The sequence below is a fragment of the Bacillus sp. FSL W8-0920 genome (genome assembly GCF_038593215.1).
Lineage (GTDB): Bacteria > Bacillota > Bacilli > Bacillales > Bacillaceae > Bacillus > Bacillus pumilus.
Window position 1 is genome coordinate 1531237 of record NZ_CP151974.1, and the last position, 25813, is coordinate 1557049.

Consider the following 25813-nt stretch of genomic DNA (forward strand, 5'->3'; position numbering starts at 1 on the left):
TTATCGGCTTTTATTATTTTCGCAGCTTAAGAACCACATCTTCGTCAGGCGTGACAAATAATGTTTGCTGTTGATCATACGTCACAAATCCGGGCTTGGCTCCATTTGGTTTTTTCACATGCCGGATTTTCGTGTAATCGACAGGAACGGAGCTCGACTCCTTTGCCTTCGAGAAGTAGGCAGCGATTTGAGCCGCTTCAAGCAGCGTCTGTTCGTCAGGCGTTTGATGACGGATGACGACATGTGATCCAGGAATATCTTTCGTGTGCAGCCAAATATCGTCACGGGCAGCCGCCTTTGTGGTTAAATACTCGTTTTGTTTGTTGTTTTTTCCGACTAATATCGGAATCCCTTGAGACGATTCATACGTTTCAAGCTGAATGGCCGCCGCTTTTTTCTTTTTGGCGTTGCGCTTTTGTTTGGCGCGTAAATATTTCCCTTCAACAAGCTCTTCTCTCATTTCCTCTAAATCCTTCGGTGAGGCAGAGGACAGCTGCTGAATCAACTCATCAAAATAAGCAATCTCTTTATGTGTCCGCTCAATTTGCTCATTGACCGCTTCTACTGCATTTTTTGCCTTTTGATATTTTGTGAAATATGCTTGCGCATTTTCAGAAGGGGTTTTGTTTGTTTTGAGCGGTATTGTGATCTCTCCGCCATCTTCATCATAATAATTGATGACAGTCGCTTCTTTATCCCCTTTTTTGATGGCATAGATATTGGCTGTTAGCAATTCGCCATAGAGCTGGTATTTATGGGCATTTTGAGATTCTTCAAGGGTTCTGATTAGTTTTTTGAGCTTGTTTTCATTTTTCTTTTTTTCATTTACGACAAACCGTTCAAGGTCAGAAGCTTGTTGTTTCACTCTGTCTCTTTCAGCTTTGCCGAAATAAAAGCGGTCAAGCAGCTGGCTGAGAGAGTCGAATGTCTTCATCTCGCCTTGGACATGCTGTAGTTCTAATAAATAGAAATACTCCTTCCCATCTTTTCTTGTCAGCTGCGGGGTAAAGGAATGCATGCGAATCAGCTGGAACATGTCGACTAGTGTATTTGGAATTGTTTCCTGATTGGCAAGACCGGCCCTGTGTACAGCTTCCTTTGCAAACAGCGGAGAAACCCCAGAGAATGTATCGACAATTTGCTTTGTGATCATTCCTTCTTGAAAGCGTAAATGCTTTAAAATATCGTCCTTCGTTACTGCAAACGGATTTAATTTTTGCTGCGCAGGCGGCAGAAGGTATTCGTGCCCAGGAAGCACTGTTCGATAGCTGTTCACAGATGGAGAAAGATGCTTCAAGCCATCGATGATCTGCTGCGTGTCATCTTCGACAAGAATCAAATTACTATGCCTTCCCATGATTTCAATGTAGAGCTTTCGCGTCTGTTCGTCGCCAATTTCATTGCGGCTTCGTACATGAAGTACGATCACCCGGTCAAATCCAATTTGTTCAAAACGCTCAATAAATCCGCCCTCAAGATGCTTTCTAAGGAGCATACAAAACATTGGAGGTTCGCTTGGATTGTCATATTGCTGCTCTGTGAGCTGCACTCTAGCATAGCTCGGATGAGCGGATAAAAGGAGCTTATGATTCTTTCCGTTTGCCCGGATATGAAAAATCAACTCGTGCTTATATGGCTGATGAATTTTTGAAATTCTTCCACCAGTTAATGTCTCTTGCAATTCATTTGTCATACCATATGTAAAAATGCCGTCAAATGACATGTTGGATACACCCTCTTCTTTCACACAAATCTACTGAAAGAACCTTCCATTTCTCGTTCTTTAGGCAGTCTTATTATTATAGCATGATTTAGGACGAGTCTGAATAAACTGGCTTATAGAACACTGCATATGAGAGAGAACAAAAGAGGAGTGGACGAGGTCAAATGAATTGGCATGAACTGAACCAAACCGATTTATTAAAAACAATGAATACATCGATAGGTGACGGACTGTCAGAAAAAGATGTACAAAAACGGCTTGAAAAACACGGGCCAAATGAATTGCAAGAAGGGAAAAAGGCGTCAGCTCTGATCATTTTTTTAGCGCAATTTAAAGACTTTATGGTGTTAATCTTGCTTGCAGCAACGATCATTTCTGCTTTTCTAGGCGAATACATTGATGCAGTAGCCATTGTAGCGATTGTTCTGATTAATGGAGTGCTCGGCTTTTATCAAGAACGCCGGGCGGAAAAATCCCTTCAAGCACTAAAGGAATTATCAACCCCACATGTGTATGCAAGGAGAAATCATGAATGGATCAAGATCCCGTCTAAACATCTCGTGCCAGGGGATATTGTGAAATTTTCAAGCGGAGACCGGATTGGGGCAGATATTAGATTACTAGAAACAAAGAGTCTGGAAATCGAGGAGTCTGCTCTCACTGGCGAATCCATCCCAGCAGTCAAACACGCAAGTCCGCTTTCTAGCAATCATGTCTCGCTTGGAGATTTGACGAACATGGCCTTTATGGGGACGCTTGTCACTAGAGGAAGCGGCGTGGGCGTTGTCATTGGTACAGGAATGAATACAGCGATGGGACAAATTGCCGGTATGCTGGATGCTGCAGGGAATATGGAAACACCACTGCAAAGACGTCTCGAACAGCTGGGGAAAATCCTCATTGTGGCTGCTTTATTTTTAACGGTGCTCGTTGTGGTTCTTGGCGTTGTGCAAGGACATGATTTGTATCATATGTTCCTGGCGGGAGTATCACTTGCGGTTGCTGCCATTCCCGAAGGCCTGCCGGCAATTGTTACCGTCGCACTTTCCTTAGGAGTGCAGCGGATGATCAAACAAAAATCGATTGTCAGAAAGCTCCCAGCGGTGGAGACTCTTGGCTGCGCGTCGATCATTTGCTCAGATAAAACAGGAACCATGACGCAAAATAAAATGACTGTGACCCATGTATGGGCAGAGGGCAAAACGTGGAATATTTCTGGTACGGGCTATGAGCCATCTGGTGATTTCACCTTGAACGGAGAACTTGTCCATGTAGACAAACATCCAAGCCTGCAAAAGGTGTTATTATATGGGGCGCTTTGTAATACATCGACCATCGTTGAAAAAGATGGCGAAATGAGGCTTGATGGTGATCCGACAGAGGGTGCACTTCTCACCGCAGCACGTAAAGCGGGTTTTACAGAGCAATTCATCGAAGCAGGATTTCACGTGGTAGAAGAGTTTCCTTTTGATTCAGAAAGAAAGATGATGTCAGTCGTCGTCGAAACAAATCAAAAAGAGCGGTACGTCATTGCAAAAGGTGCGCCGGATGTCCTGATGAACCGTTCAAGCCATATCATGCACGGCGGACGCACAGCTTCATTTTCAACCACTCACAGGCAAGAAACAGAGGCTGCGATTCAAGGTTTAGCAAGACAGGCGCTGAGAACGATTGCCATTGCGTATAAAAAAGTTGGTCTGACCGAAACAATCACCACTGTCCAGCAGGCTGAAACTGATTTAACTTTTATCGGACTAGAGGGCATGATCGACCCGCCTCGTCCTGAAGTGAGACGAGCGATTAAAGAGTGCAGGGATGCGGGCATAAAAACAGTCATGATTACAGGGGATCACGTGGAAACAGCCAAAGCGATCGCAAAAGACTTGAGCCTTTTACCAAAGCAAGGAAAGGTGCTCGACGGAAAAGCGCTGGATCAGCTGAGTGACAAAGAGCTTGAGCAAACGGCTGAAAATGTATACGTCTTTGCACGGGTATCACCGGAGCATAAGCTGAGAATTGTGAAGGCCTATCAAAAAAATGGACATATTGTAGCGATGACAGGTGACGGGGTCAATGATGCGCCTGCAATTAAGCAAGCAGATATCGGTATCTCCATGGGCATCACTGGAACAGACGTAGCCAAGGAAGCGTCCTCTCTTATTTTACTTGATGACAACTTTGCGACCATTAAATCGGCCATTAAAGAAGGCCGAAATATTTATGAAAACATTCGTAAGTTTGTTCGCTATTTGCTCGCATCAAATGTGGGAGAAATTTTGGTTATGCTGTTTGCGATGCTTCTAGCGCTTCCGCTTCCTCTCGTTCCTATTCAAATTTTATGGGTCAACCTCGTCACAGATGGTCTCCCGGCGATGGCGCTTGGTATGGATAAGCCAGAAGGCGATGTCATGAAAAGGAAGCCGAGGAATATGAAAGAGGGGATTTTTGCTAGAGGGCTCGGCTGGAAGGTTGTATCTAGAGGGTTCCTCATTGGACTTGCGACCCTTTTAGCATTTATGTTTGTGTATCACCGTGATCCAAACAACCTGCCATATGCACAGACTGTTGCATTTAGTACGCTTGTGTTGGCGCAGCTCATTCATGTATTTGACTGCCGCAGTGAACGATCCATCTTTGAACGCAATCCATTCGGGAATCTCTACTTAATCGGTGCGGTTTTGTCATCACTTTTACTGATGTTTGTGGTCATTTATTATCCGCCGCTTCAGCCGATTTTCAAAACGGTGGCGATTGCACCAATTGATTGGCTGCTGATCATCGGTATGTCTGCACTGCCAACTTTTTTACTGGCAGGATCACTTTTGACAAGAAAAAAATAATTCGTTATGGTATAATTTTGAGGTAATAGTGTCTGCTATTACCTTTTTCATTTTATTAATATGAAAGAATTGGGTGTTTTGACATGATACGCAGTATGACGGGATTCGGCCAAGCGAGTAAAACGGATGGAGAACTGACAGTGTCAGTTGAGCTAAAATCGGTCAATCACCGTTTTAAAGAGGTTCATGCCCGTTTGCCGAGGCCGCTTTTATATTTCGAAGACACATTAAAAAAAATCATTCTTCGTCACGTGCAGCGCGGTAGAATTGAGCTGTTTGTTACGATTGAAGGCGGTAAACTAGCAAGCCGGTCCTTGCAGATCGACTGGCCGCTGCTTGATGAATACATGAAAGCCGCAAAAGATCTCGAGAAACGCTATCACATTTCAGGCATTCAGCATGCACATGACTTACTGGGGCTGGAGCATGCCGTTCAAGTAGAAGAATCGGCTAGCCGAAATGAGCAATTAGAGCAATTGCTGATGGAAGCTTGTGAAACGGCTGTCAAGGAGCTTTGCTTCATGAGAGAGCAGGAGGGAACATCACTTCAAAAAGACTGTGAGCTGAGGCTTTCTGAATTAGAGGCCTATACAGAAGAAATCAAAGTCTTTGCACCAGAGGTTGTGAGTCAGTATAAAGACAGGCTCAATCAGCGATTGCAAGAATGGATCGGAGAGGCGCTTGACGAAAGCAGATTGACAACAGAGGCTGCGATCTTTGCTGACCGCTGTGACATTACAGAAGAGATTACGAGATTGAAAAGTCACTTTCAGCAATTCCAGCAAATCTTGATGCAAGGCGGTGCTGCTGGCAGAAAACTTGATTTTCTTGTACAGGAGCTCAACCGTGAAGTGAACACCATTGGCTCAAAAGCGAACCATCATCATTTAACTAAGCTGGTGGTTGAAATGAAAAGTGCTATTGAAAAAATAAAAGAACAAGTGCAGAATATAGAATAGTCATTGTGTATGCTGTTTACAGTACGTCTCTTTCGGCGAGACTAGAGACGTTTATAATACAGGGGGACGTTAGAAGATGACCATAAAGTTGATCAATATCGGATTTGGAAACATCATTTCAGCGAATCGGATGATTTCGATCGTCAGTCCGGAATCAGCACCGATTAAACGAATGATACAAGACGCAAGAGATCGAGGCATGCTCATAGATGCTACATACGGAAGAAGAACCCGTGCTGTTGTCATTATGGACAGTGACCATGTCATCTTATCTGCCGTTCAGCCTGAGACTGTCGCGCAAAGACTTTCTGTAAAAGAAGAAATCATAGATGAAGGGCAGGGGTAATACGCCATTATGAAAGAAAGAGGACTTTTAATCGTTCTCTCTGGACCTTCGGGAGTTGGAAAAGGAACGGTCAGACAAGCCATTTTCTCCCAGGAAGATACGAGATTTGAATACTCAATTTCTGTGACAACACGTAAACCGCGTGAAGGTGAAAGAAATGGTGTCGATTATTTCTTTAAATCCAGGGAAGAATTTGAACATATGATTGAAAACAAAAAGCTGTTAGAATGGGCAGAGTATGTCGGGAATTACTACGGCACGCCTGTTGACTATGTAGAACAGACATTAAGCGAAGGAAAAGATGTTTTCCTTGAAATCGAAGTGCAAGGTGCACTTCAAGTAAGAGAAGCATTCCCAGAAGGTCTTTTTATTTTCCTTGCACCGCCTAGTCTTTCAGAACTTCAGAACCGCATCATTACACGTGGTACAGAGTCTGAGGAGCTCATTCGAAATCGAATGGCTGCTGCAAAAGAAGAGATTGAAATGATGGATGCTTACGACTATGTCGTGGAAAACGATGATGTCGAGCTTGCTTGTGAAAGAATCAAAGCGATCGTCCTTGCAGAACACCTGCGCAGAGACAGAGTCGCACCAAGATATAAAAAAATGCTGGGGGTAGAATAAACTATGTTAGATCCTTCAATTGACTCATTGATGAACAAACTTGATTCAAAATACACACTTGTGACAGTATCTGCACGCCGTGCACGTGAAATGCAGATCCACCAAGATCAGCAAATCGAAAATACGAAATCTTACAAATTTGTAGGTAAAGCACTTGAAGAAATCGATGCCGGTCTTTTGACATTTGAAAAAGAGGATCAAGTATAACACATCGCTTCTGCTATGCAGATACGATACGTTCAAAAAAGTCAAAACTATGATTGGTTTTGACTTTTTTGAATTGTAGACGAATTTGTGAAAAAGGCCGTTAAGGGGGACAAACAAATGTTACAGTCAAAAAATATTTTGCTCGGCGTCAGCGGAGGAATCGCCGTATATAAAGCAGCTGCACTTACTAGTAAACTCGTACAGGCGGGCGCAAATGTAAGAGTGATTATGACGGAATCTGCTCGTGAGTTTGTGTCTCCGCTTACCTTCCAAGCTCTGTCTCGACATGAGGTGTATGTGGATACATTTAAAGAAAACAATCCAAAAGTCATTGCGCATATTGACGTAGCTGACTGGGCCGATCTCATTCTTGTTGCCCCTGCAACAGCACATACGATTGGTAAAATGGCGGCAGGGCTTGCAGATGATATGCTCACGACGACCTTACTTGCTTCAACTGCTCCTGTATGGATCGCGCCAGCTATGAATGTGCATATGTATGATCACCCGGCTGTAAAGCGGAACATTCGCACATTATATGAGGACGGCTACCGGTTTATTGAACCGAGTGAAGGTTATTTAGCCTGTGGCTATATTGGAAAAGGGCGATTAGAGGAGCCTGAAAAAATAGTTGAGCACATCCGTGCTTTTTTCGAAGAGCCAAAAAACTTACCGCTTTCAGGTAAAAAAGTCGTGGTGACAGCAGGTCCTACACGAGAAGTCATCGATCCTGTGCGTTTCTTTACAAATCGATCGTCTGGAAAAATGGGCTATGCGATTGCAGAGGCTGCGCAGCAAATGGGGGCTGATGTCACGCTTATTTCAGGACCTGTTTCTTTAACGGCACCTAATCATGTACATGTGGTGCACGTTGAATCGGCAGAGGACATGTATCAAGCCGCATTAGCTGTGTACGAGGAAGCGGACCTTGTCATTAAATCAGCAGCAGTCGCCGACTATACCCCTGTGACCTCATATCCTCATAAAATGAAAAAACAGGACGGCGGCTTAGAAATTGAATTCACCCGGACAAAAGATATTTTAAAAGAGCTGGGGAAAAGAAAAGAGCATCAAGTGCTTGTCGGTTTTGCAGCTGAAACGCAGGATGTAGAATATTATGCGAAAAAGAAAATCGAATCCAAGCATTTAGATATGATTGTGGCCAACAATGTCACAAAAGAAGGTGCAGGCTTTGGCACAGACACAAATGTAGCAGCAATCATCAAAGCAGATGGTACAACAACAGAACTGCCAATGATGAGCAAAAAAGACCTCGCTTTTGAAATCTTAAAGGAGGCAAAACAGCTGTTGCCAAAAGAGCGTGATCGCGCATGATTGCTGAAGTCATCGTAGATGTCACAACGAAAGCCATTGACCGGCCATTCGATTACCGTGTACCAGATCGATTCAAAGATCTCGTCAAAGCGGGAATGAGGGTGGTCGTTCCCTTTGGCCCGAGGAAGATTCAAGGGTTTGTGACAAAAGTCAAAGAAGAAACAGACGTAAAAACAGGAAGCATAAAGGACATTGTCGATTTATTTGATTTATCACCTGTTCTGACAGATGAGCTATTGGAGCTTTCCCACTGGCTGACGGAAAAAACATTGTCCTATCACATTACGGCACTTCAATCGATGCTGCCTGCAGCCATGAAGGCGAAGTATGAAAAAGAAATTCAAGTGCTGTCAGATGAAGAACTTCCGCAGTCATTGAAAGAGCTTTTCGGTCAGCGAGATAGCATTCTTTACGCTGACATCCCAGCCGAACAACTAAAACAGATTCAAAAGCATGTCCAAAAAGGTCATCTAGAGGTAAGGTATCACGTCTCGCAAAAATCTGGAAAGAAAAAAGTGCGCACGCTCCAACTAGCTGCATCAAAAGATAAGCTTGAAGAAAAACAGCAGCAGCTGAAAAAAAATGCGGTGAAACAAAAGGCTCTGCTCTCCTTTTTGCTTCAAGCGAGTGAGACGACCTTTTTAGCGAAAGACTTGCAGCAGCAAACAGGCGCGAGTTCTCAAACGCTTAAAACCTTTATTCAAGAAGGGCTGCTAACAGAAAGCTATGAAGAGGTCTACCGGGATCCTTATCGTGACCGGGCATTTACACCTTCTGCTTCACTTGACCTTATGCCAGAACAAGCAGAAGCGGCAAAACATATACATCAAGCAGTCAGTGATGACCGGCATGAAACCTTTCTGCTGCACGGGGTGACAGGAAGCGGTAAAACGGAAATATACTTGCAGACGATTGATCATGCCCTACAAAAAGGAAAAGAAGCGATCGTCCTCGTTCCAGAAATCTCGTTAACCCCTCAAATGGTTCAGCGGTTTAAAGAACGATTCGGTTCAAATGTGGCTGTACTTCACAGCGGCTTATCGACAGGGGAAAAATATGATGAATGGCGGAAAATCCACCGCAAGGAAGTCAAACTTGTCGTGGGCGCGAGATCGGCTGTTTTCGCACCATTTGAAAATCTAGGCATGATTATCATAGATGAAGAGCATGAATCTTCTTATAAACAAGAGGAAATGCCTCGTTATCATGCCAAGGACGTCGCCATTGAACGAGCCAAAAAGCATCGATGCCCAGTTGTTTTAGGTAGTGCAACTCCTTCACTTGAAACCTACGCGCGTGCCAAAAAAGGCGTGTTTACATTGCTGACGCTCAAAAACCGAGTCAACCAGCAGCAGCTGCCGCACGTTTCGTTAATTGATATGAGAGAAGAATTGAGAAATGGCAACAGGTCCATGTTTTCAGAAGAATTAATGCTCAGATTAAAGGAAGTGCTTGAAAGAAAAGAACAAGCCGTCTTATTTCTGAATAAAAGGGGCTATTCATCCTTTGTGATGTGCCGTGATTGCGGATATGTGGAGCAATGTCCTCATTGCGAAATTTCTCTCACCTATCACCGCTATCAAAAACGGCTGAAATGCCATTATTGCGGTCACGAGGCACCGGTGCCAGCTGAATGTCCAGAATGCCATAGTGAGCATATTCGCTATTTTGGTACGGGTACACAGCGTGTAGAAGAAGAGCTGACAAAAGTACTGCCAGAGGCAAGAGTCATCCGAATGGATGTGGATACAACGTCGCGTAAAGGTGCTCATGAAAAGCTTCTCACATCTTTTGGCAATAAAGAAGCAGATATTTTGCTCGGGACGCAGATGATTGCAAAAGGGCTAGATTTCCCAGATGTCACACTTGTTGGTGTTCTAAGTGCGGATACGTCTCTTCATATCCCTGATTTCCGTTCAAGTGAAAAAACATTTCAGCTTCTCACGCAGGTCAGCGGCAGGGCAGGACGACATGAAAAAGCGGGCTCTGTGATCATTCAATCGTATACACCTTCTCACTATAGTATTGAATTAACGCAGCAGCATGACTACGAAGCCTTTTATGAACAGGAGATGCTGCATCGCCGCCACCAGTCCTATCCGCCGTATTACTTTTTGGCGATGGTGACAGTATCACATGAGGAAGTGACGAAGGCAGCGCATGTCACGGATCAAATTGTTCAGTTCCTAAAAATGAACTGTGCACCGAATACAAGAATTCTTGGTCCGGCTGCATCACCAATCGCTAAGATCAAAGATAGATATCGATATCAATGCGTGATAAAATACAAAAGGGAAAATGAACTGGCAAGTTTACTACGGAAAATACAAGATCATTATCAAAAGGAAATGGAACAAAAACAATTGATGATTTCAATAGATATGAATCCATATATGATGATGTAAAACGGAGGGCTTTAAGTGGCAGTCAAACCAATAGTCATGCATCCGGCTGAAGTACTCGAACAAAAGGCAGAGCCTGTCGATACGTTCGATAAAAAGCTCAAAAAACTGCTTGATGATATGTATGATACAATGCTTGAGCTAGATGGAGTCGGACTAGCAGCACCACAAATCGGCATTTCACAAAGAATTGCTGTTGTCGATATCGGAGAAGAAACGGGCAGAATTGATTTAGTGAATCCCGAGGTTCTTGAAGTGAAAGGAAGTCAAACAGATATTGAAGGCTGCCTGAGCTTTCCATCTTTATACGGCACAGTAGAAAGACCGAGCTATGTGAAGGTAAAAGCCTTTGATAAGAAAGGCAAACCATTTACAATAGAAGCAGAAGGATTTTTAGCAAGAGCCTTATTGCACGAAATTGATCATTTAGACGGCATATTATTTACGTCGAAAATCATTCAAACCTATACAGAAAAAGAACTTGCGGAAATGGAAGGGTGAAGAAAATGGCACGTATTGTATTTATGGGAACCCCTGATTTCTCAGTACCTGTGCTGCAGACACTTATAACAGAAGGATACGAAGTTGTCGGGGTCGTCACGCAGCCAGATCGCCCGAAAGGCAGAAAACGAGTACTCACGCCGCCTCCTGTGAAAGTAGAAGCCTTAAAGCACGGCATTCCGGTCTTGCAGCCTGAAAAGGTACGCCTTGATGAAGAAATTGATAAAGTGCTTGCCTTAAAGCCAGATTTAATTGTCACGGCGGCATTTGGACAAATTCTACCAAAACGATTACTAGATGAACCTCAGTTCGGCTGTATCAATGTACATGCCTCGCTGCTGCCAGAACTAAGAGGGGGCGCGCCGATCCATTATGCGATCCTTCAAGGCAAAAAGAAAACAGGCGTCACGATCATGTACATGGTGGAACGGCTCGATGCAGGGGACATGATCAGTAAAGTAGAAGTGGAAATCGACGAATTAGACAATGTCGGTACATTACATGATAAATTAAGTGTAGCAGGCGCCGCACTATTGAAAGATACTGTGCCGAATGTTCTAAGCGGATCTATTTCTCCAATTCCGCAAAATGAAGAAGCGGCAACGTATGCACCTAATATAAAGCGAGAGCAGGAAAGGTTAGACTGGACAAAGACCGGAGAAGAGCTTTACAACCAAGTTCGCGGCTTAAATCCGTGGCCAGTTGCCTATACTGAATGGAACGGGGCTCATCTAAAAGTATGGGAAGCGAAAAAAGTTCCACTCGAAGCGCAAGAAGAACCTGGGAAAGTGATTGAGCTTCAAAAAGAAGGTCCAGTCATTGGAACTGGGAATAAACAAGGCCTTTTATTAACAGGTGTGCAGCCAGCTGGTAAGAAAAAAATGAGCGGCGAAGACTTCCTAAGAGGCGCAAATATCGAAATGGGACAGAAATTAGGGTTAATAAATGAAGAAAAGTAATGTGAGAGAAGTAGCGCTGGACGCTTTAATCAAACTCGAACAAAACCAAGCTTATAGTAATTTGCTTTTGCAGTCAGTCATGAAAGACAAAGACTTGGCTGATCAGGACAAACCGCTCTTAACAGAGCTTGTGTACGGTACACTGCAAAACAAGCTGGCATTAGATTATATGCTGGCACCATTTGTGAAAAAACCGCAAAAGGTGGCTCCGTGGGTCATGCAGCTTTTGCGGATGTCCCTTTATCAAATGGTCTACCTTGAAAAGATTCCAGATCGTGCAGCCATCCATGAAGCGGTTGAGCTAACGAAAAAGAGAGGGCACAAGGGCATTTCTTCACTTGTGAACGGCGTTCTTCGATCCGTGCAAAGAGAAGGCGTTCCGGCTTTTGATGACATCAAAGATCCAGTCAAGCGGCTTTCGATTGAGACAAGCCACCCATTATGGCTCGTGCAGGAATGGGTTCAGTCGTACGGATTTGAAGCGGCAGAAAGCATGTGCCGCATTCATTTAGTACCGCCAAAGCAAACCCTTCGTGTCAATCGAATGAAAACGGAGCGCACAGCACTGCAGCAAGAACTGCTGGATGCCGGAATTGAAACGGAGCTTGGCGACTTATCTGAAGATGCACTTAAGCTGATGAAAGGGTCTATCGTTTCAACCCCTTCTTTTCAAGAAGGCTATGTGACCATTCAAGATGAAAGCTCAATGCTTGTCGCAAGAGCACTAGACCCTCAGCCGGGAGAAGCTGTGCTTGACGCCTGTGCGGCTCCAGGCGGAAAATCAACACATATCGCAGAGCGTATGAACGACGAAGGACAAATTGTTTCACTTGATTTGCACGAACATAAAGTGAAACTCATCAAACAAGCAGCAAAACGCCTGAACCTTACTCAGATTGAAGCAAAAGCGCTTGATGCAAGGAAGGCAAAAGACGATTACAGCGAAGCTTCATTTGACCGGATTCTGATTGATGCGCCGTGTTCTGGTTTTGGCGTCATTAGACGAAAACCAGATATGAAATATACAAAGTCTCCAGAAGACTCAGCAAGGCTTGCTGCAATTCAGCAGGCAATCTTAAAAGAAACAGCTCCGCTTTTAAAGCCTGGCGGAACCCTTGTATATAGTACATGTACAATGGACCCAACAGAAAATCAACAAGTGATTCATGCGTTTTTACAAGAACACCAAGACTTCGAACCCGATCTATCTCTTAATGAACGGCTGCCTGAGCAGGTTGCTCCGTTTGTTCAAAACGGAAGTGTGCAAATTCTTCCTCATTATTTCGGAACAGATGGTTTCTTTATTTGCAGCATGAGAAAGAAGGGATAAAAAATGACAGAACAAAAAGTAAGAAAAGAACTGAAAACAGATATGCCGTCGATCTATTCATTTGAGCTTCACGAAATGAAAGAATGGTTAAAAGAACAAGACGAAAAGCCTTTCCGCGCAGCTCAAATTTTTGAGTGGCTTTATGAGAAACGTGTGACATCCTTTGATGAAATGTCTAACCTCTCCAAAGATTTAAGAGAAAAATTAAAAGATCAATTTACAATCACAACATTAAAAACCGTGATCAAACAAACGTCTCAAGACGGAACGATCAAGTTTTTATTTGAACTGCATGATGGTTATACAATTGAAACAGTGCTTATGCGTCATGAATATGGAAACTCTGTCTGTGTGACAACACAGGTTGGCTGTAGAATTGGCTGTACATTCTGTGCATCTACACTCGGCGGTTTAAAACGAAACCTTGAAGCCGGAGAAATCGTTGCACAAGTATTAAAAGTACAGCAGGCACTTGACGAAACAGACGAGAGAGTCAGCTCTGTTGTCATCATGGGAATTGGCGAACCGTTTGATAACTTTGAAGAAATGCTTGCTTTCCTTAAAATCATCAACCATGATCATGGCTTAAATATTGGTGCACGCCATATTACGGTTTCGACAAGCGGAATCATTCCAAAGATCTATCAATTCGCTGATGAGCAAATGCAAATCAACTTTGCTGTGTCATTGCACGCACCGAACACAGAGATCAGAAGCCGCCTAATGCCGATTAATAAGGCATATAAGCTGCCAAAATTAATGGAAGCCATCGAATACTACATTCAAAAGACGGGTAGACGTGTCAGCTTTGAATACGGCCTGTTTGGCGGAGTAAATGATCAAGTTCACCATGCAGAAGAACTTGCAGACCTATTAAAAGGAATCAAGTGCCACGTGAACCTCATTCCGGTGAACTATGTACCAGAGAGAGATTATGTGAGAACACCTAGAGAACAAATCTTCCTATTTGAAAAAACGCTAAAAGAACGAGGCGTAAACGTAACGATTAGACGAGAGCAAGGCCATGACATTGATGCTGCTTGCGGTCAGCTAAGAGCGAAGGAGCGTCAGGAAGAGACGAGGTGACGAATGTTGATAAGGGCAGCCTTTCTTACCGATACAGGAAAAGTCCGTCAGCATAATGAAGATGATGCAGGTATTTTTGAAGCAAAAGAAGATTCACTTCTCGCTGTTGTAGCAGACGGCATGGGAGGTCATCTTGCTGGTGATGTCGCCAGCAAGATGGCAGTCTCTTCTTTAAAAGAATACTGGGAAGAAACATCTTCAATTCCAGAAAAGCCAGCCGATCAAGAAAGCTGGTTAATCTCAAAAATCAGTGACATTAATGACCAAGTTTATGAACATGCGCAAAACAATGAGGAGTGCCAAGGAATGGGGACGACTATTGTATGCGCGCTCGTTCATTTGCAAACGGTCACAATTGCGCATATTGGAGACAGCCGCTGCTACCTGCTAAGAGAAGGAGCGCTGACCCAATTAACAGATGATCATTCACTCGTGAATGAGCTTGTGAAAACAGGTGAAATTTCAAAAGCGGATGCAGAATATCATCCAAGAAAAAATGTGCTCACGAAAGCATTAGGAACAGATAAACAGGTTCAAATTGATGCACGTACTTTTGAAGTGGACCCAGGAGATCAAATCCTGCTTTGCTCAGATGGTCTATCGAATAAAGTAGAAGAAGAGAATTTGACTCATATATTAACGCAAATGACCGCGCCAGAGGAAAAAGTAACAGAGTTAATACAAACAGCGAATGACAACGGCGGTGAAGATAACATTACAGCAGTACTGTTAGAAATCTCCTCCCAGCCAGAGGAGGGTGACAGCAAGTGTTGATCGGAAAAAGGATCAGCGGCCGTTATCAGATTCTTCGCGTCATAGGCGGAGGCGGAATGGCCAACGTCTATTTGGCGGAGGATATGATTTTAGATCGCGAAGTAGCGATTAAAATTTTGCGGTTTGACTTTGCGAGCGATGATGATTTTATTAGACGTTTCCGGCGGGAAGCGCAGTCAGCTGCAAGCTTAGATCATTCGAATATTGTCAGCATCTACGATGTTGGGGAAGAAGATGACATTTATTATATTGTCATGGAATATGTCGAAGGGATGACGCTGAAAGAATACATACACGCCAATGGCCCGCTTCATCCGAAAGAAGCCGTTCGCATCATGGAGCAAGTCGTTGCGGCGATGGAAGAAGCCCATGCGAAACAGCTCGTCCACCGAGACATTAAGCCTCACAATATATTAATAGACAATATGGGGAACATCAAAGTCACTGATTTTGGGATTGCCATGGCACTCAGCTCAGCGACCATTACCCATACAAATTCTGTCCTAGGCTCCGTGCACTACTTGTCTCCAGAACAAGCACGCGGGGGTCTTGCAACGAAAAAATCAGACATCTATTCACTTGGGATTGTGCTCTATGAACTCATCTCAGGACGCATGCCATTTGAAGGAGAATCGGCTGTCAGTGTTGCACTGAAGCATTTGCAATCAGAGCCACCATCTGTGAGAAGATGGAATCCTTCTGTTCCACAAAGCGTGGAAAACATCATTTTAAAGGCGATGGCCAAAGATCCATTTTATCGATATGAAGATGCATCTGAAATGCAAAAAGACTTAAAAACCGCTTTCGATCCAGCCAGATTAAAAGAAAAACGCTTTGTTATTGAAGAAGACCATGAAGCAACGAAAGCGATCCCAATCATTCAAGATCATCAAATCGATCAAGACAATGAAAAAACAGCCGTCCATCCGGCTCAAAAACCGAAGAAAAAAGAGAAACAAAAGCCGAAAAAGAAACGAAAAAAATGGCCATGGATTGTGGCATCCATCTTATTTATATTGACTGCTGCGTCAATTTTAGCCATCACTGTGTTTCCAGGGCTGCTTTTTCCAAAAGATGTGGAAGTCACAGATGTATCTGGCATGACGGTTGAAAAAGCAGAAGATACCTTAAAGAAAGCTGGGTTTACCGTCGCTTCGGAGTCAATAGAGATCGCTGATGAGAAAATTGAAAAAGGTCTCGTCGTCAAAACAGACCCGAAAATCGGCACAAAGGTCAAAGAAGGAACAGAGATTCAGCTTTACGAAAGTACTGGCAAGGAAAAGACCGAATTACCTGATGTTACAGGCGAAAAGGTTGATAAAGCAAAAGAAATATTAGAGAAAAAAGGATTTAAACAGGTCGTTGTGGAGGAAGTGAATGATAATGACACCGAGTCTGGGATTGTCATGGAACAGAGTCCTTCCGCGAATACTGAGCTTGTAGCAGCAGATGAAGAAGTCACGTTGACTGTCAGCATAGGTCCTGCCGATATTACATTACGTGATTTAACGACGTATAGTAAGCAAGCGGCATCGAATTATTTAGAGGATAACGGCTTAAAGCTCGATGAAAAAGAAGCGCATTCTGACGATGTGCCAAAAGGCGAGGTCATGAAGCAGGAACCAGGAGCAGGAACGGCTGTTAAACCAGGTGATACGGTCAAGATTACATTCTCTCTTGGACCGAAGGAAAAACCAGCTAAAACGGTAACTGAAAAGATTGAGATCCCTTATGAACCAGAAGCGGAAGGGCAGGAGATGAATGTCCAAATTTCCATTGATGATGCGGAGCATAGCATCTCTGATTCATACGAAAGCTTTAAAATCACTGCGCCGACTGAACGGACCATTAAATTTAAGATTGAACCAGGTCAAAAAGGATATTATCAAGTGACGGTTGATGATAAAGTCGTCAGCTCGAAAACGATCGAATACCCTGATGATGAATAAAGGAGGGACTTTATGCCTGAGGGCAAAATTATTAAAGCATTAAGCGGATTCTACTATGTGCTGGATGAGTCGCAAGAGAGTGGAAAAGTAGTTCAGTGCAGAGCGAGAGGCATCTTTCGAAAAAACAAAATTACACCTCTTGTTGGCGATTACGTCGTGTATCAAGCAGACAATGATAAAGAAGGCTACTTATTAGAAGTAAAAGAACGGACAAACGAACTTGTTCGTCCGCCTATTAGTAACGTTGATCAAGCGGTACTTGTTTTCTCAGCGGCAGAACCAGCCTTTAGCACCTCACTTTTAGACAGATTTTTAGTGCTTGTAGAAGCCAATCATATTGAGCCGATTATCTGTATCACTAAAATTGACTTATTGAAAACAGACGAAGAGCGTGAAACCATCAAGGCATATGCAGACGACTATCGGCAAATTGGTTATGAGGTTCATTTAACCTCTACGATTGAAGGAGATGGCATTGAGAAGCTGACCCCGCATTTTCACAATAAAATCACGGTATTTGCCGGTCAGTCTGGTGTAGGCAAGTCCTCCCTTTTAAATGCGATGAGTCCTGAATTGGCGCTGAAAACAGATGATATCTCATCCCATCTCGGACGAGGAAAGCATACGACAAGACATGTCGAACTCATTCGAACAGCAGACGGGCTCATTGCAGATACTCCGGGCTTTAGCTCGCTCGAATTTACTGGCATCGAAGCAGAAGATCTAGGTCTATACTTTTTAGACATTAGAGACCGGAGTGCAGATTGCAAATTTCGAGGCTGCCTGCATGTGAAAGAGCCTGGCTGTGCGATAAAAGATGCGGTCGAGCATGATCAAATCAAAGAATATCGCTATCAGCATTATTTAGAGTTTTTAACTGAAATCAAAGACAGAAAGCCGAGGTACTAAATCATGGTTTATATTGCCCCTTCCATTTTATCGGCCGATTTTGCCAATTTGGAGAAAGATATCCGTGATGTGGAACAAGGCGGTGCAGATTACATTCACATCGATGTCATGGACGGTCATTTTGTTCCGAATATGACATTTGGGCCAAATGTCGTTGAAGCGATCAGACCGCATACGCGTCTGCCGCTTGATGTTCACTTAATGATTGAGCAGCCAGATCGGTATATTCCTGCATTCGCAAAAGCAGGCGCTGATATTATCTCTGTTCATGTGGAAGCTTGTCCGCACTTACACCGAACAATACAACATATGAAAGAACAAGGTGTAAAAGCAGGGGTCGTCTTGAATCCGCACACACCTGTTTCTCACATTGAGCATGTATTAGAAGATGTGGACCTTGTGTTATTCATGACAGTGAACCCTGGTTTTGGGGGACAGGCATTTATTCCATCTGTCCTCACGAAGGTAAAAGAAGTAAAAGCACTGAGTGAACAAAAGGGCTTAACCGATTTACTAATAGAAATAGACGGCGGTGTCAATGTAGAGACTGCAAAGAGTTGCAAAGAAGCAGGCGCTAATTTACTAGTAGCGGGCTCTGCGGTATATGGTAAAGAAAACCGCGCAGCAGCGATCCAGGCAATTCGAGAAGCGTAAAGGAAGGAACCAAAGTCATTGTGATCTTTGGTTCTTTTTACATGGAGAGGAGCGTGTATCATGCACATACATATCGTAGCCGGCGGTCCTTTTGAATACATCCCGCCACTTGAACGTGAAGCATCACAGGAGGATGTTCTCTGGATTGGCGTAGACCGTGGAACCCTCTTCTTACTAGAGCACGGTATTACCCCTGCCAAAGCCTTTGGTGATTTTGACAGTGTGACAGAAAAAGAGCTTCGGGAGCTGAAAGAGAAATTGCCTGCTCTGAATGTATTTCAAGCTGAAAAGGATGAAACCGATTTAGAGCTTGCACTGAACTGGGCACTAAGTCAGCACCCAGCACATATTTACATCTATGGTATTACAGGAGGAAGGGCGGATCATTTTCTAGGAAATATCCATCTTCTTTACAAAGGGATTCAGCACAAGCAGAATATCACCCTTGTAGACAAACAAAATATCATTCAAATGTTTGAACCTGGTACATACGAAATAAAAGAAGATCAGGATAAAAAATATGTATCGTTTTTACCCTTTGGAACACCGGTTGAAAAGCTGACGTTAAAAGGTTTCAAATATCCTCTGAAAAATTGTCATATTGAGCCTGGTTCCACACTATGTATTAGTAACGAACTCATCCACTCAAATGGTACTTTTTCTTTTCATGAAGGCATATTAATAATGGTAAGAAGCAAAGATTGACCAACCTATCAATGTGGATGGCTGATTAAGCTCAATTGTGCTGCAAGCGGTACTTTTAGGAGGGGGACAAAATGAAATTTTATACAATCAAACTGCCTAGATTTCTTGGCGGCATTGTCCGTGCGATGCTTGGTTCATTTAAGAAAGATTAATGAGTAATCTCCTTTATTTCCACATAAAAACGCCTGCTACAAGTTATTGTAGCAGGCGTTTACTCTTGCTTATACACGCTCAACTTTACCAGATTTCAAAGCTCGAGCTGATACATATACTCTTTTAGGCTTACCGTCCACTAGAATACGAACTTTTTGAAGGTTCGCGCCCCATGTACGTTTTGTAGAGTTCATTGCGTGAGAACGATTGTTCCCAGCTTTTGTTTTTCTGCCTGTAATAACGCATTTACGTGCCATTTGTTTCCCTCCTAACTGCGAAAACATCATCATATTCTTCATATACGTACTTAGAGATGCCTCAAGATACTTTAATAATTTACCACAGCTTCAAGGGGTTTGCAAGGATTGTTTACTCCTCTTTCAAGAAAAATACCTTGACATCTTGATAAAAAATCAAGGCTATAGTATAAGTAGGATTGGGTCGGATTGAATGATTTCTTTTAAAAAGAAGGGTCTTATAGTAAAATAGTGATAACTCAGGGCAATTTCTCAAAAAGGGGGAACCAATGTGTCCATTGAACTTAGAACGAAATACGGACAAATTGATATATCAAATGAAGTCATTGCAATGGTGGCAGGAGGAGCTGCGATCGATTGCTATGGTATTGTTGGGATGGCGTCCAAAAATCAAATCAAGGACGGCTTGACGGATATTCTCCGTAAAGAGAACTTCAGCCGGGGTGTTCTTGTGCGTCAAAAAGAAGACCGCATTCATATTGATATGTACATCATCGTCAGCTACGGTACAAAAATATCAGAAGTCGCACATAATGTTCAAACGAAAGTCAAATATACGATTTCTCACACAGTTGGACTTTCTGTTGATTCGGTCAACATTTATGTACAAGGAGTAAGAGTTACGAACCCGTAGTAAGGAGGAAATATATTGTCTATTAGAAATCTTGATGGCCGCTCATTTGCAAAAATGATTCTTGCAGGTGCTCACCATCTTTCTCAAAACGCACAAATTGTGGATGCGTTAAATGTTTTTCCAGTGCCAGACGGAGACACGGGGACAAATATGAATTTGTCAATGACTTCAGGGGCAAAAGCAGTTGAAGAAACAAATACCGATCATATTGGGAAGGTCGGCGTGGCCTTGTCAAAAGGGCTATTGATGGGCGCAAGAGGAAACTCAGGCGTCATCCTATCACAGCTCTTTAGAGGTTTCAGTAAAAATATAGAACAAAAAGAGACGATTGACGCCAAAGAATTTGCCCTTGCCTTACAGGCAGGTGTCGATACAGCATATAAAGCCGTGATGAAGCCGATTGAAGGGACCATCTTAACGGTCGCAAAGGATGCAGCAAAGAAAGCGGTTGCTGTTTCAGTAACAGAAAAAGACATTGATCGCGTTCTTGAGTTAACGATTGAGGAAGCGAGAGCATCACTTGATCGAACGCCAGATCTACTTCCTGTTTTAAAAGAAGTAGGCGTTGTCGATAGTGGAGGTAAGGGACTTCTCTGCGTATATGAAGGTTTCCTTGCTTCATTAAGAGGAGAGGACCTCCATCTGAAAGCGGCCTCTTTGCCAACGTTAAAAGAACTTGTCAGTGCAGAGCATCATAAAAGTGCACAAAGCCATATGAACACTGAAGATATTGAATTTGGTTATTGTACTGAATTTATGGTGAAATTTGAAGAAGAGAAACAGTCCTTTGATGAGAATGCCTTCAGAGAAGACTTAAGCGAATTCGGAGATTCACTTCTTGTGGTATCTGATGAAACGCTGGCGAAAGTTCATATTCATGCAGAGCAGCCTGGAGATGTCTTATCCTATGCACAGCGCTACGGCAGCCTGATCAATATGAAAATTGAAAACATGAGAGAGCAGCATAGCTCGATTGTGAACGAAGAAAAAGAACATGCGCCCGCTGCACCAAAGGCACCTGCTGCTGAAAAACAGCGCTTTGGAGTCGTCAGTGTCGCAATGGGAGAAGGAATTGCTGACTTGTTTAAAAGTATCGGAGCTTCCGTCGTCATTGAAGGCGGACAGACGATGAACCCAAGTACAGAAGACATTGTCACAGCAATTGAAAGCGTACATGCCGAAACCGTCTTTATCTTACCTAATAATTCTAATATTGTCATGGCAGCGAAACAGGCGGCAACTGTCTCGAGTCGTGAGGTTGTTGTCATTCCAACGAAGACCGTTCCTCAAGGAATGTCGGCACTTCTTTCTCTCAATGAAGCAGCTTCAAATGAAGACAACGAAGCGGCGATGCTAGAAGCGATTGACCACGTGAAAAGCGGCCAAATTACCTTTGCGGTGAGAGATACCCAAATTGATGGAATCGACATTGCCAAAGGAGATTATATGGGTCTCTTTAACGGAAAAATCACCTTAACTGCGAAAAATCAATTAGATGCAGCAAAAGAACTTTTGACCAAAATGGTGACAGAAGATGATGAGATTGTTACGATCATTAAAGGGGAAGATGCATCATCTGAAGAGATGGATGAGTTAGAAGCCTTTATTGAAGAAACATTTGAAGATATAGAAGTTGAAGTCCACGATGGAAAACAGCCGCTTTATTCATATATTTTGGCTGTCGAATAACGAAAGAAGGGCAAATAAAGCCCTTCTTCTTCTTTTGCAATTTTTTACTAACGATTCAACGGTGAAATGAGTTGCGGGAAACGATTGAATCCATTAGTCTAAAGAAAGAACCAAACCAATATGTGAGTGGTTATGAGAGGGGAAGACCTATGAAATTTAGAAGTGTGTTTGATATTATTGGACCCGTCATGATTGGTCCATCAAGTTCGCACACAGCGGGTGCGGCTCGAATAGGAAGAGTGGCTCGCAGCTTATTTGGAAGAGAACCGAAGCGAATTGTCGTTTCATTTTATGGCTCTTTTAAAGATACGTATAAAGGACATGGTACAGATGTCGCCATGATCGGCGGCGTTCTTGACTTTGATACATTTGATGAACGCATCAAAACAGCGATCGATATTGCAAAAAGCAAAGGGATCGACATTGAATTTAAAGAAGAAGATGCGGTACCAGCGCATCCGAATACAGCAAAAGTAGAGATATCAGATGCGAACGGAAGCCTTGAATTAATCGGGATTTCCATCGGCGGTGGTAAAATCGAAATTACTGAACTGAATGGCTTTGAGCTCAGACTTTCAGGAAATCATCCTGCCATTCTTGTGGTTCATAACGATCGCTACGGCACGATTGCGGCAGTCGCCAACGTGTTAGCGAAATTCGCCATCAACATCGGTCATATGGAAGTGGCGCGTAAAGATGTCGGGCAAGAGGCTCTGATGACCATCGAAGTGGATCAAAATATTGACCCAGCTGCCTTATCAGAGCTTGAAACACTGCCAAACATTATTCAAGTCACACAAATTGCAGAGTAACAACAAGGAGGTTATGAATGATGTTTAAAAACGTCAAAGAACTCGTGCAGCTAACAGAAGAACGGAATACCTCCATTTCAGAAATCATGATTACGCAAGAAATGGAAGTAACAGGGAAATTACGTGAAGATATTTTCTCCCAGATGTACCGCAACTTAGAAGTGATGGAACAAGCCGTAGAAAACGGGCTAAAAGGTGTGAAATCATTATCCGGTTTAACAGGCGGAGATGCGGTCAAACTTCAAGCGTATATCGCATCAGGCAAAACATTGTCTGGTCATACGATATTAGATGCTGTTAGTAAGGCAGTGGCAACAAATGAAGTCAATGCCGCAATGGGGACGATCTGTGCAACGCCTACAGCAGGCTCAGCAGGTGTTGTGCCAGGTACGTTATTTGCAGTAAAACAAACATTAAAGCCAACAAAGGAACAAATGGTCAGATTCCTATTCACTTCTGGCGCATTTGGTTTTGTTGTGGCCAATAATGCGAGCATCTCTGGTGCAGCAGGCGGCTGTCAGGCTGAGGTAGGCTCAGCATCAGGGATGGCGGCAGCAGCCATTGTCGAAATGGCAGGCGGTACACCTCAGCAATCTGCTGAAGCAATGGCGATTACACTGAAAAATATGCTTGGACTTGTTTGTGACCCAGTAGCTGGACTTGTTGAGGTACCGTGCGTAAAACGAAACGCCATGGGTGCATCAAATGCGATGATTGCAGCAGATATGGCACTTGCCGGCATCACAAGCCGTATCCCATGTGATGAAGTCATTGATGCGATGTATAAAATCGGTCAAACCATGCCAACGGCACTTCGCGAAACAGCACAAGGCGGACTTGCTGCGACACCGACAGCAAGAGAGCTTGAAAAGAAGATTTTCGGAGGTGTGACCCCATCTCGTGATACAGAAACTGCAAGATAATGTCTCAGTCCTTAAGGGGATTGGAGAAGAAACCGAAAAAACACTCAATGAACTTGGAATTCACACAGTAGCCGATTTACTTGGCTACTTTCCTTATCGATATGACGACTATGAGCTTCGTAACTTAGAAGAAGTAAAGCATGACGAACGTGTCACAGTTGAAGGAAAAGTGCACAGTGAGCCCGTCCTCACCTATTATGGAAAAAAACGAAGCAGGCTGACATTCAGGCTGCTTGTCGGGCGTTTTCTCATCACAGCAATTTGCTTCAATCGTCCTTATTTAAAACGAAGCCTTGTGTTAGGTGATACGGTATCCGTCACTGGCAAATGGGATAAAAACCGTCAATCGATCATGGTGCAGGAATTTAAAAAAGGGACGCACGAGCAAGATGGCAGTATAGAGCCTGTTTATTCAGTAAAAGAAAATGTATCCGTGAAAATGATGAGGCGTTTTGTCAAACAAGCCTTGTCACTTTATGTAGATAAAGCTGAAGATCCACTGCCAAAGCAGCTTGTCTCTACCTATAAACTCATGTCCTATCAGGAAGCATTAAAAACCATTCACCTGCCAGAAACAAGAGACTCGCTCAAGCAAGCAAGACGCCGCTTTGTGTACGAGGAATTTCTTATTTTCCAGCTGAAGATGCAGGCCATCAGAAAGAAAGAACGAGAAAAAACATCGGGCATCCAGCATCCGTTTTCTAAAGACGCTGTTTTTGAGTTTGTTCACAGTCTGCCATTTCCGCTGACAAAGGCACAATCAAGAGTGCTTGATGAAATTATGACTGATATGGCGTCCCCGTACCGGATGAACCGTCTGCTGCAAGGGGATGTAGGTTCAGGGAAAACTGCTGTTGCAGCTATTGCACTATATGCCGCTCATTTATCCGGCTATCAAGGTGCATTAATGGTTCCAACAGAGATTTTGGCAGAGCAGCATGCAGATTCCCTTTATCAGCTGTTTGAAAAATGGGGACTAAATATCGCTCTACTAACAAGCTCTGTGAAAGGAAAGCGCCGCAGAGAATTGCTAGAACGTCTAAAAGAGGGCGAGATTGATATATTAGTCGGAACGCATGCGCTCATCCAAGACGAAGTCGAATTTCAGCAGCTCGGTCTTGTGATCACAGATGAGCAGCACCGGTTTGGCGTCGAGCAAAGGAAAAAACTAAGAAGTAAAGGGCAGGACCCAGATGTCTTATTCATGACTGCCACACCTATTCCGCGCACACTTGCGATCACTGTTTTTGGAGAAATGGACGTTTCCGTCATTGATGAATTACCAGCCGGCAGAAAACAGATCGAAACGTATTGGGTCAAGCATGACATGCTTGAGAGGATTCTTGCATTTGTAGATAAAGAGCTAAAAAAAGGAAGACAGGCATATATTATTTGTCCACTCATAGAAGAATCGGACAAGCTGGATGTCCAAAATGCGATTGATGTCCACAGCATGCTGACAGAGGCATACCGCGGTAAGTGGTCGATCGGCTTAATGCACGGGAAACTGGCGAGTGATGAAAAAGATCAGGTGATGAGAGACTTTACAGCAAATGAAGTACAAATTCTCGTTTCAACCACAGTCGTTGAAGTGGGTGTCAACGTGCCGAATGCGACCATCATGGTCATTTACGATGCAGACCGCTTCGGACTGTCTCAGCTTCATCAGCTCAGAGGCCGGGTTGGACGCGGAGAGCATCAATCATTTTGTGTTTTAATGGCGGATCCAAAATCGGAAACCGGGAAAGAGCGGATGAGGATCATGTCCGAAACAACCGACGGCTTTGAGCTGTCTGAAAAGGACTTAGAGCTAAGAGGACCCGGTGATTTCTTCGGTAAAAAACAAAGCGGAATGCCTGAATTTAAAGTAGCCGATATGGTTCATGACTACAGAGCACTGGAAACCGCTAGAAAAGATGCGGCAGAACTTGTGCAGTCAGATGCATTTTGGACAGATTCCGAATACAAAGAACTTCGGCAAACACTTGTAGACAGCGGGGTGCTGGGCGGAGATAAATTAAGCTGATCAAGCGCTGGAGGAA

The 25813-nt window shown here is 43.5% G+C and carries 24 protein-coding genes; 22 read left to right on the top strand and 2 right to left on the bottom strand.

The window, feature by feature from the left end; translation table 11 throughout:
* Positions 1–13 precede the first annotated feature (13 nt).
* The gene (locus tag NSS78_RS07600; RefSeq protein WP_327840655.1) at positions 14–1723 is read right to left on the bottom strand and encodes an NFACT RNA binding domain-containing protein; all 1710 of its coding nucleotides are present in this window, start codon (positions 1721–1723) and stop codon (positions 14–16) included.
* 164 nt (positions 1724–1887) lie between these two features.
* Between NSS78_RS07600 and NSS78_RS07605 the strand changes: the two genes are divergently transcribed.
* The 17 genes from NSS78_RS07605 (at position 1888) to spoVM (ending at position 19455) form a co-directional block, all read left to right on the top strand.
* Positions 1888–4563, top strand: coding sequence for a calcium-translocating P-type ATPase, SERCA-type (locus tag NSS78_RS07605; protein ID WP_251191283.1), 2676 nt, complete (start codon positions 1888–1890; stop codon positions 4561–4563).
* An 83-nt stretch (positions 4564–4646) separates the two neighbouring features.
* Positions 4647–5522: a YicC/YloC family endoribonuclease gene (locus NSS78_RS07610; RefSeq protein WP_003211878.1), complete on the top strand. Its 876-nt coding sequence runs from the start codon at positions 4647–4649 to the stop codon at positions 5520–5522.
* Positions 5523–5598: 76 nt separating this feature from the next.
* Positions 5599–5868: an extracellular matrix/biofilm regulator RemA gene (remA, locus tag NSS78_RS07615; RefSeq protein WP_008344898.1), complete on the top strand. Its 270-nt coding sequence runs from the start codon at positions 5599–5601 to the stop codon at positions 5866–5868.
* Positions 5869–5877: 9 nt separating this feature from the next.
* Positions 5878–6492 carry a guanylate kinase gene (gene gmk / locus NSS78_RS07620; RefSeq protein WP_212045853.1) on the top strand — a complete coding sequence of 205 codons (615 nt, stop codon included), beginning with the start codon at positions 5878–5880 and terminating at the stop codon, positions 6490–6492.
* Between the two features lie 3 nt (positions 6493–6495).
* Positions 6496–6699 carry a DNA-directed RNA polymerase subunit omega gene (gene rpoZ, locus NSS78_RS07625; RefSeq protein ID WP_050945069.1) on the top strand — a complete coding sequence of 68 codons (204 nt, stop codon included), beginning with the start codon at positions 6496–6498 and terminating at the stop codon, positions 6697–6699.
* Positions 6700–6816: 117 nt separating this feature from the next.
* Positions 6817–8034 carry a bifunctional phosphopantothenoylcysteine decarboxylase/phosphopantothenate--cysteine ligase CoaBC gene (gene coaBC / locus NSS78_RS07630; protein WP_065097254.1) on the top strand — a complete coding sequence of 406 codons (1218 nt, stop codon included), beginning with the start codon at positions 6817–6819 and terminating at the stop codon, positions 8032–8034.
* On the top strand, positions 8031–10439 hold the full coding sequence (gene priA / locus NSS78_RS07635) for a primosomal protein N' (protein ID WP_050945067.1): 2409 nt from the start codon (positions 8031–8033) through the stop codon (positions 10437–10439). The genes coaBC and priA overlap by 4 nt, the downstream gene beginning before the upstream one ends.
* A gap of 15 nt (positions 10440–10454) precedes the next feature.
* Positions 10455–10937: a peptide deformylase gene (gene def, locus NSS78_RS07640; RefSeq protein ID WP_050945066.1), complete on the top strand. Its 483-nt coding sequence runs from the start codon at positions 10455–10457 to the stop codon at positions 10935–10937.
* Positions 10938–10942: 5 nt separating this feature from the next.
* The gene (gene fmt, locus NSS78_RS07645; protein WP_137054644.1) at positions 10943–11896 is read left to right on the top strand and encodes a methionyl-tRNA formyltransferase; all 954 of its coding nucleotides are present in this window, start codon (positions 10943–10945) and stop codon (positions 11894–11896) included.
* The gene (rsmB, locus tag NSS78_RS07650; RefSeq protein ID WP_342468325.1) at positions 11883–13226 is read left to right on the top strand and encodes a 16S rRNA (cytosine(967)-C(5))-methyltransferase RsmB; all 1344 of its coding nucleotides are present in this window, start codon (positions 11883–11885) and stop codon (positions 13224–13226) included. Before fmt ends, rsmB begins: the two co-directional genes overlap by 14 nt.
* Positions 13227–13229: 3 nt before the next feature.
* Positions 13230–14312: a 23S rRNA (adenine(2503)-C(2))-methyltransferase RlmN gene (gene rlmN, locus NSS78_RS07655; RefSeq protein ID WP_003212089.1), complete on the top strand. Its 1083-nt coding sequence runs from the start codon at positions 13230–13232 to the stop codon at positions 14310–14312.
* A gap of 3 nt (positions 14313–14315) precedes the next feature.
* On the top strand, positions 14316–15086 hold the full coding sequence (locus NSS78_RS07660) for a Stp1/IreP family PP2C-type Ser/Thr phosphatase (protein ID WP_050945063.1): 771 nt from the start codon (positions 14316–14318) through the stop codon (positions 15084–15086).
* Positions 15080–17035, top strand: a complete 1956-nt coding sequence (gene pknB / locus NSS78_RS07665; RefSeq protein WP_003212486.1) for a Stk1 family PASTA domain-containing Ser/Thr kinase — start codon at positions 15080–15082, stop codon at positions 17033–17035. Before NSS78_RS07660 ends, pknB begins: the two co-directional genes overlap by 7 nt.
* Before the next feature lie 12 nt (positions 17036–17047).
* Positions 17048–17944, top strand: coding sequence for a ribosome small subunit-dependent GTPase A (rsgA, locus tag NSS78_RS07670; RefSeq protein WP_050945062.1), 897 nt, complete (start codon positions 17048–17050; stop codon positions 17942–17944).
* Positions 17945–17947: 3 nt separating this feature from the next.
* A complete protein-coding gene (gene rpe / locus NSS78_RS07675; protein ID WP_050945061.1) occupies positions 17948–18598 on the top strand; it encodes a ribulose-phosphate 3-epimerase in 651 nt (216 codons plus the stop codon).
* Positions 18599–18658: 60 nt separating this feature from the next.
* Complete coding sequence (locus NSS78_RS07680) at positions 18659–19303, top strand: thiamine diphosphokinase (protein WP_003210934.1); 645 nt, start codon at positions 18659–18661, stop codon at positions 19301–19303.
* A gap of 71 nt (positions 19304–19374) precedes the next feature.
* Positions 19375–19455, top strand: a complete 81-nt coding sequence (gene spoVM, locus NSS78_RS07685; protein ID WP_008354550.1) for a stage V sporulation protein SpoVM — start codon at positions 19375–19377, stop codon at positions 19453–19455.
* A gap of 69 nt (positions 19456–19524) precedes the next feature.
* Here the strand turns inward: spoVM and rpmB are convergent, their stop codons facing one another.
* Entirely contained in the window at positions 19525–19713 is a 189-nt protein-coding gene (gene rpmB / locus NSS78_RS07690) for a 50S ribosomal protein L28 (RefSeq protein WP_003212514.1), read from the bottom strand.
* Between the two features lie 271 nt (positions 19714–19984).
* On the opposite strand from rpmB, the gene NSS78_RS07695 reads away from it, so the two are divergent.
* The 5 genes from NSS78_RS07695 (at position 19985) to recG (ending at position 25797) form a co-directional block, all read left to right on the top strand.
* Positions 19985–20347 (top strand): Asp23/Gls24 family envelope stress response protein, encoded by a 363-nt coding sequence (locus NSS78_RS07695; RefSeq protein ID WP_003211680.1) that lies wholly within the window; start codon positions 19985–19987, stop codon positions 20345–20347.
* 15 nt (positions 20348–20362) lie between these two features.
* Complete coding sequence (locus NSS78_RS07700; protein WP_050945060.1) at positions 20363–22036, top strand: DAK2 domain-containing protein; 1674 nt, start codon at positions 20363–20365, stop codon at positions 22034–22036.
* A gap of 149 nt (positions 22037–22185) precedes the next feature.
* Positions 22186–22848 (top strand): L-serine ammonia-lyase, iron-sulfur-dependent subunit beta, encoded by a 663-nt coding sequence (gene sdaAB / locus NSS78_RS07705; RefSeq protein ID WP_003212160.1) that lies wholly within the window; start codon positions 22186–22188, stop codon positions 22846–22848.
* Between the two features lie 20 nt (positions 22849–22868).
* The gene (gene sdaAA / locus NSS78_RS07710) at positions 22869–23771 is read left to right on the top strand and encodes an L-serine ammonia-lyase, iron-sulfur-dependent, subunit alpha (protein ID WP_342468376.1); all 903 of its coding nucleotides are present in this window, start codon (positions 22869–22871) and stop codon (positions 23769–23771) included.
* Positions 23749–25797 carry an ATP-dependent DNA helicase RecG gene (gene recG / locus NSS78_RS07715; protein ID WP_342468326.1) on the top strand — a complete coding sequence of 683 codons (2049 nt, stop codon included), beginning with the start codon at positions 23749–23751 and terminating at the stop codon, positions 25795–25797. Before sdaAA ends, recG begins: the two co-directional genes overlap by 23 nt.
* The last annotated feature ends 16 nt before the right edge of the window (positions 25798–25813 follow it).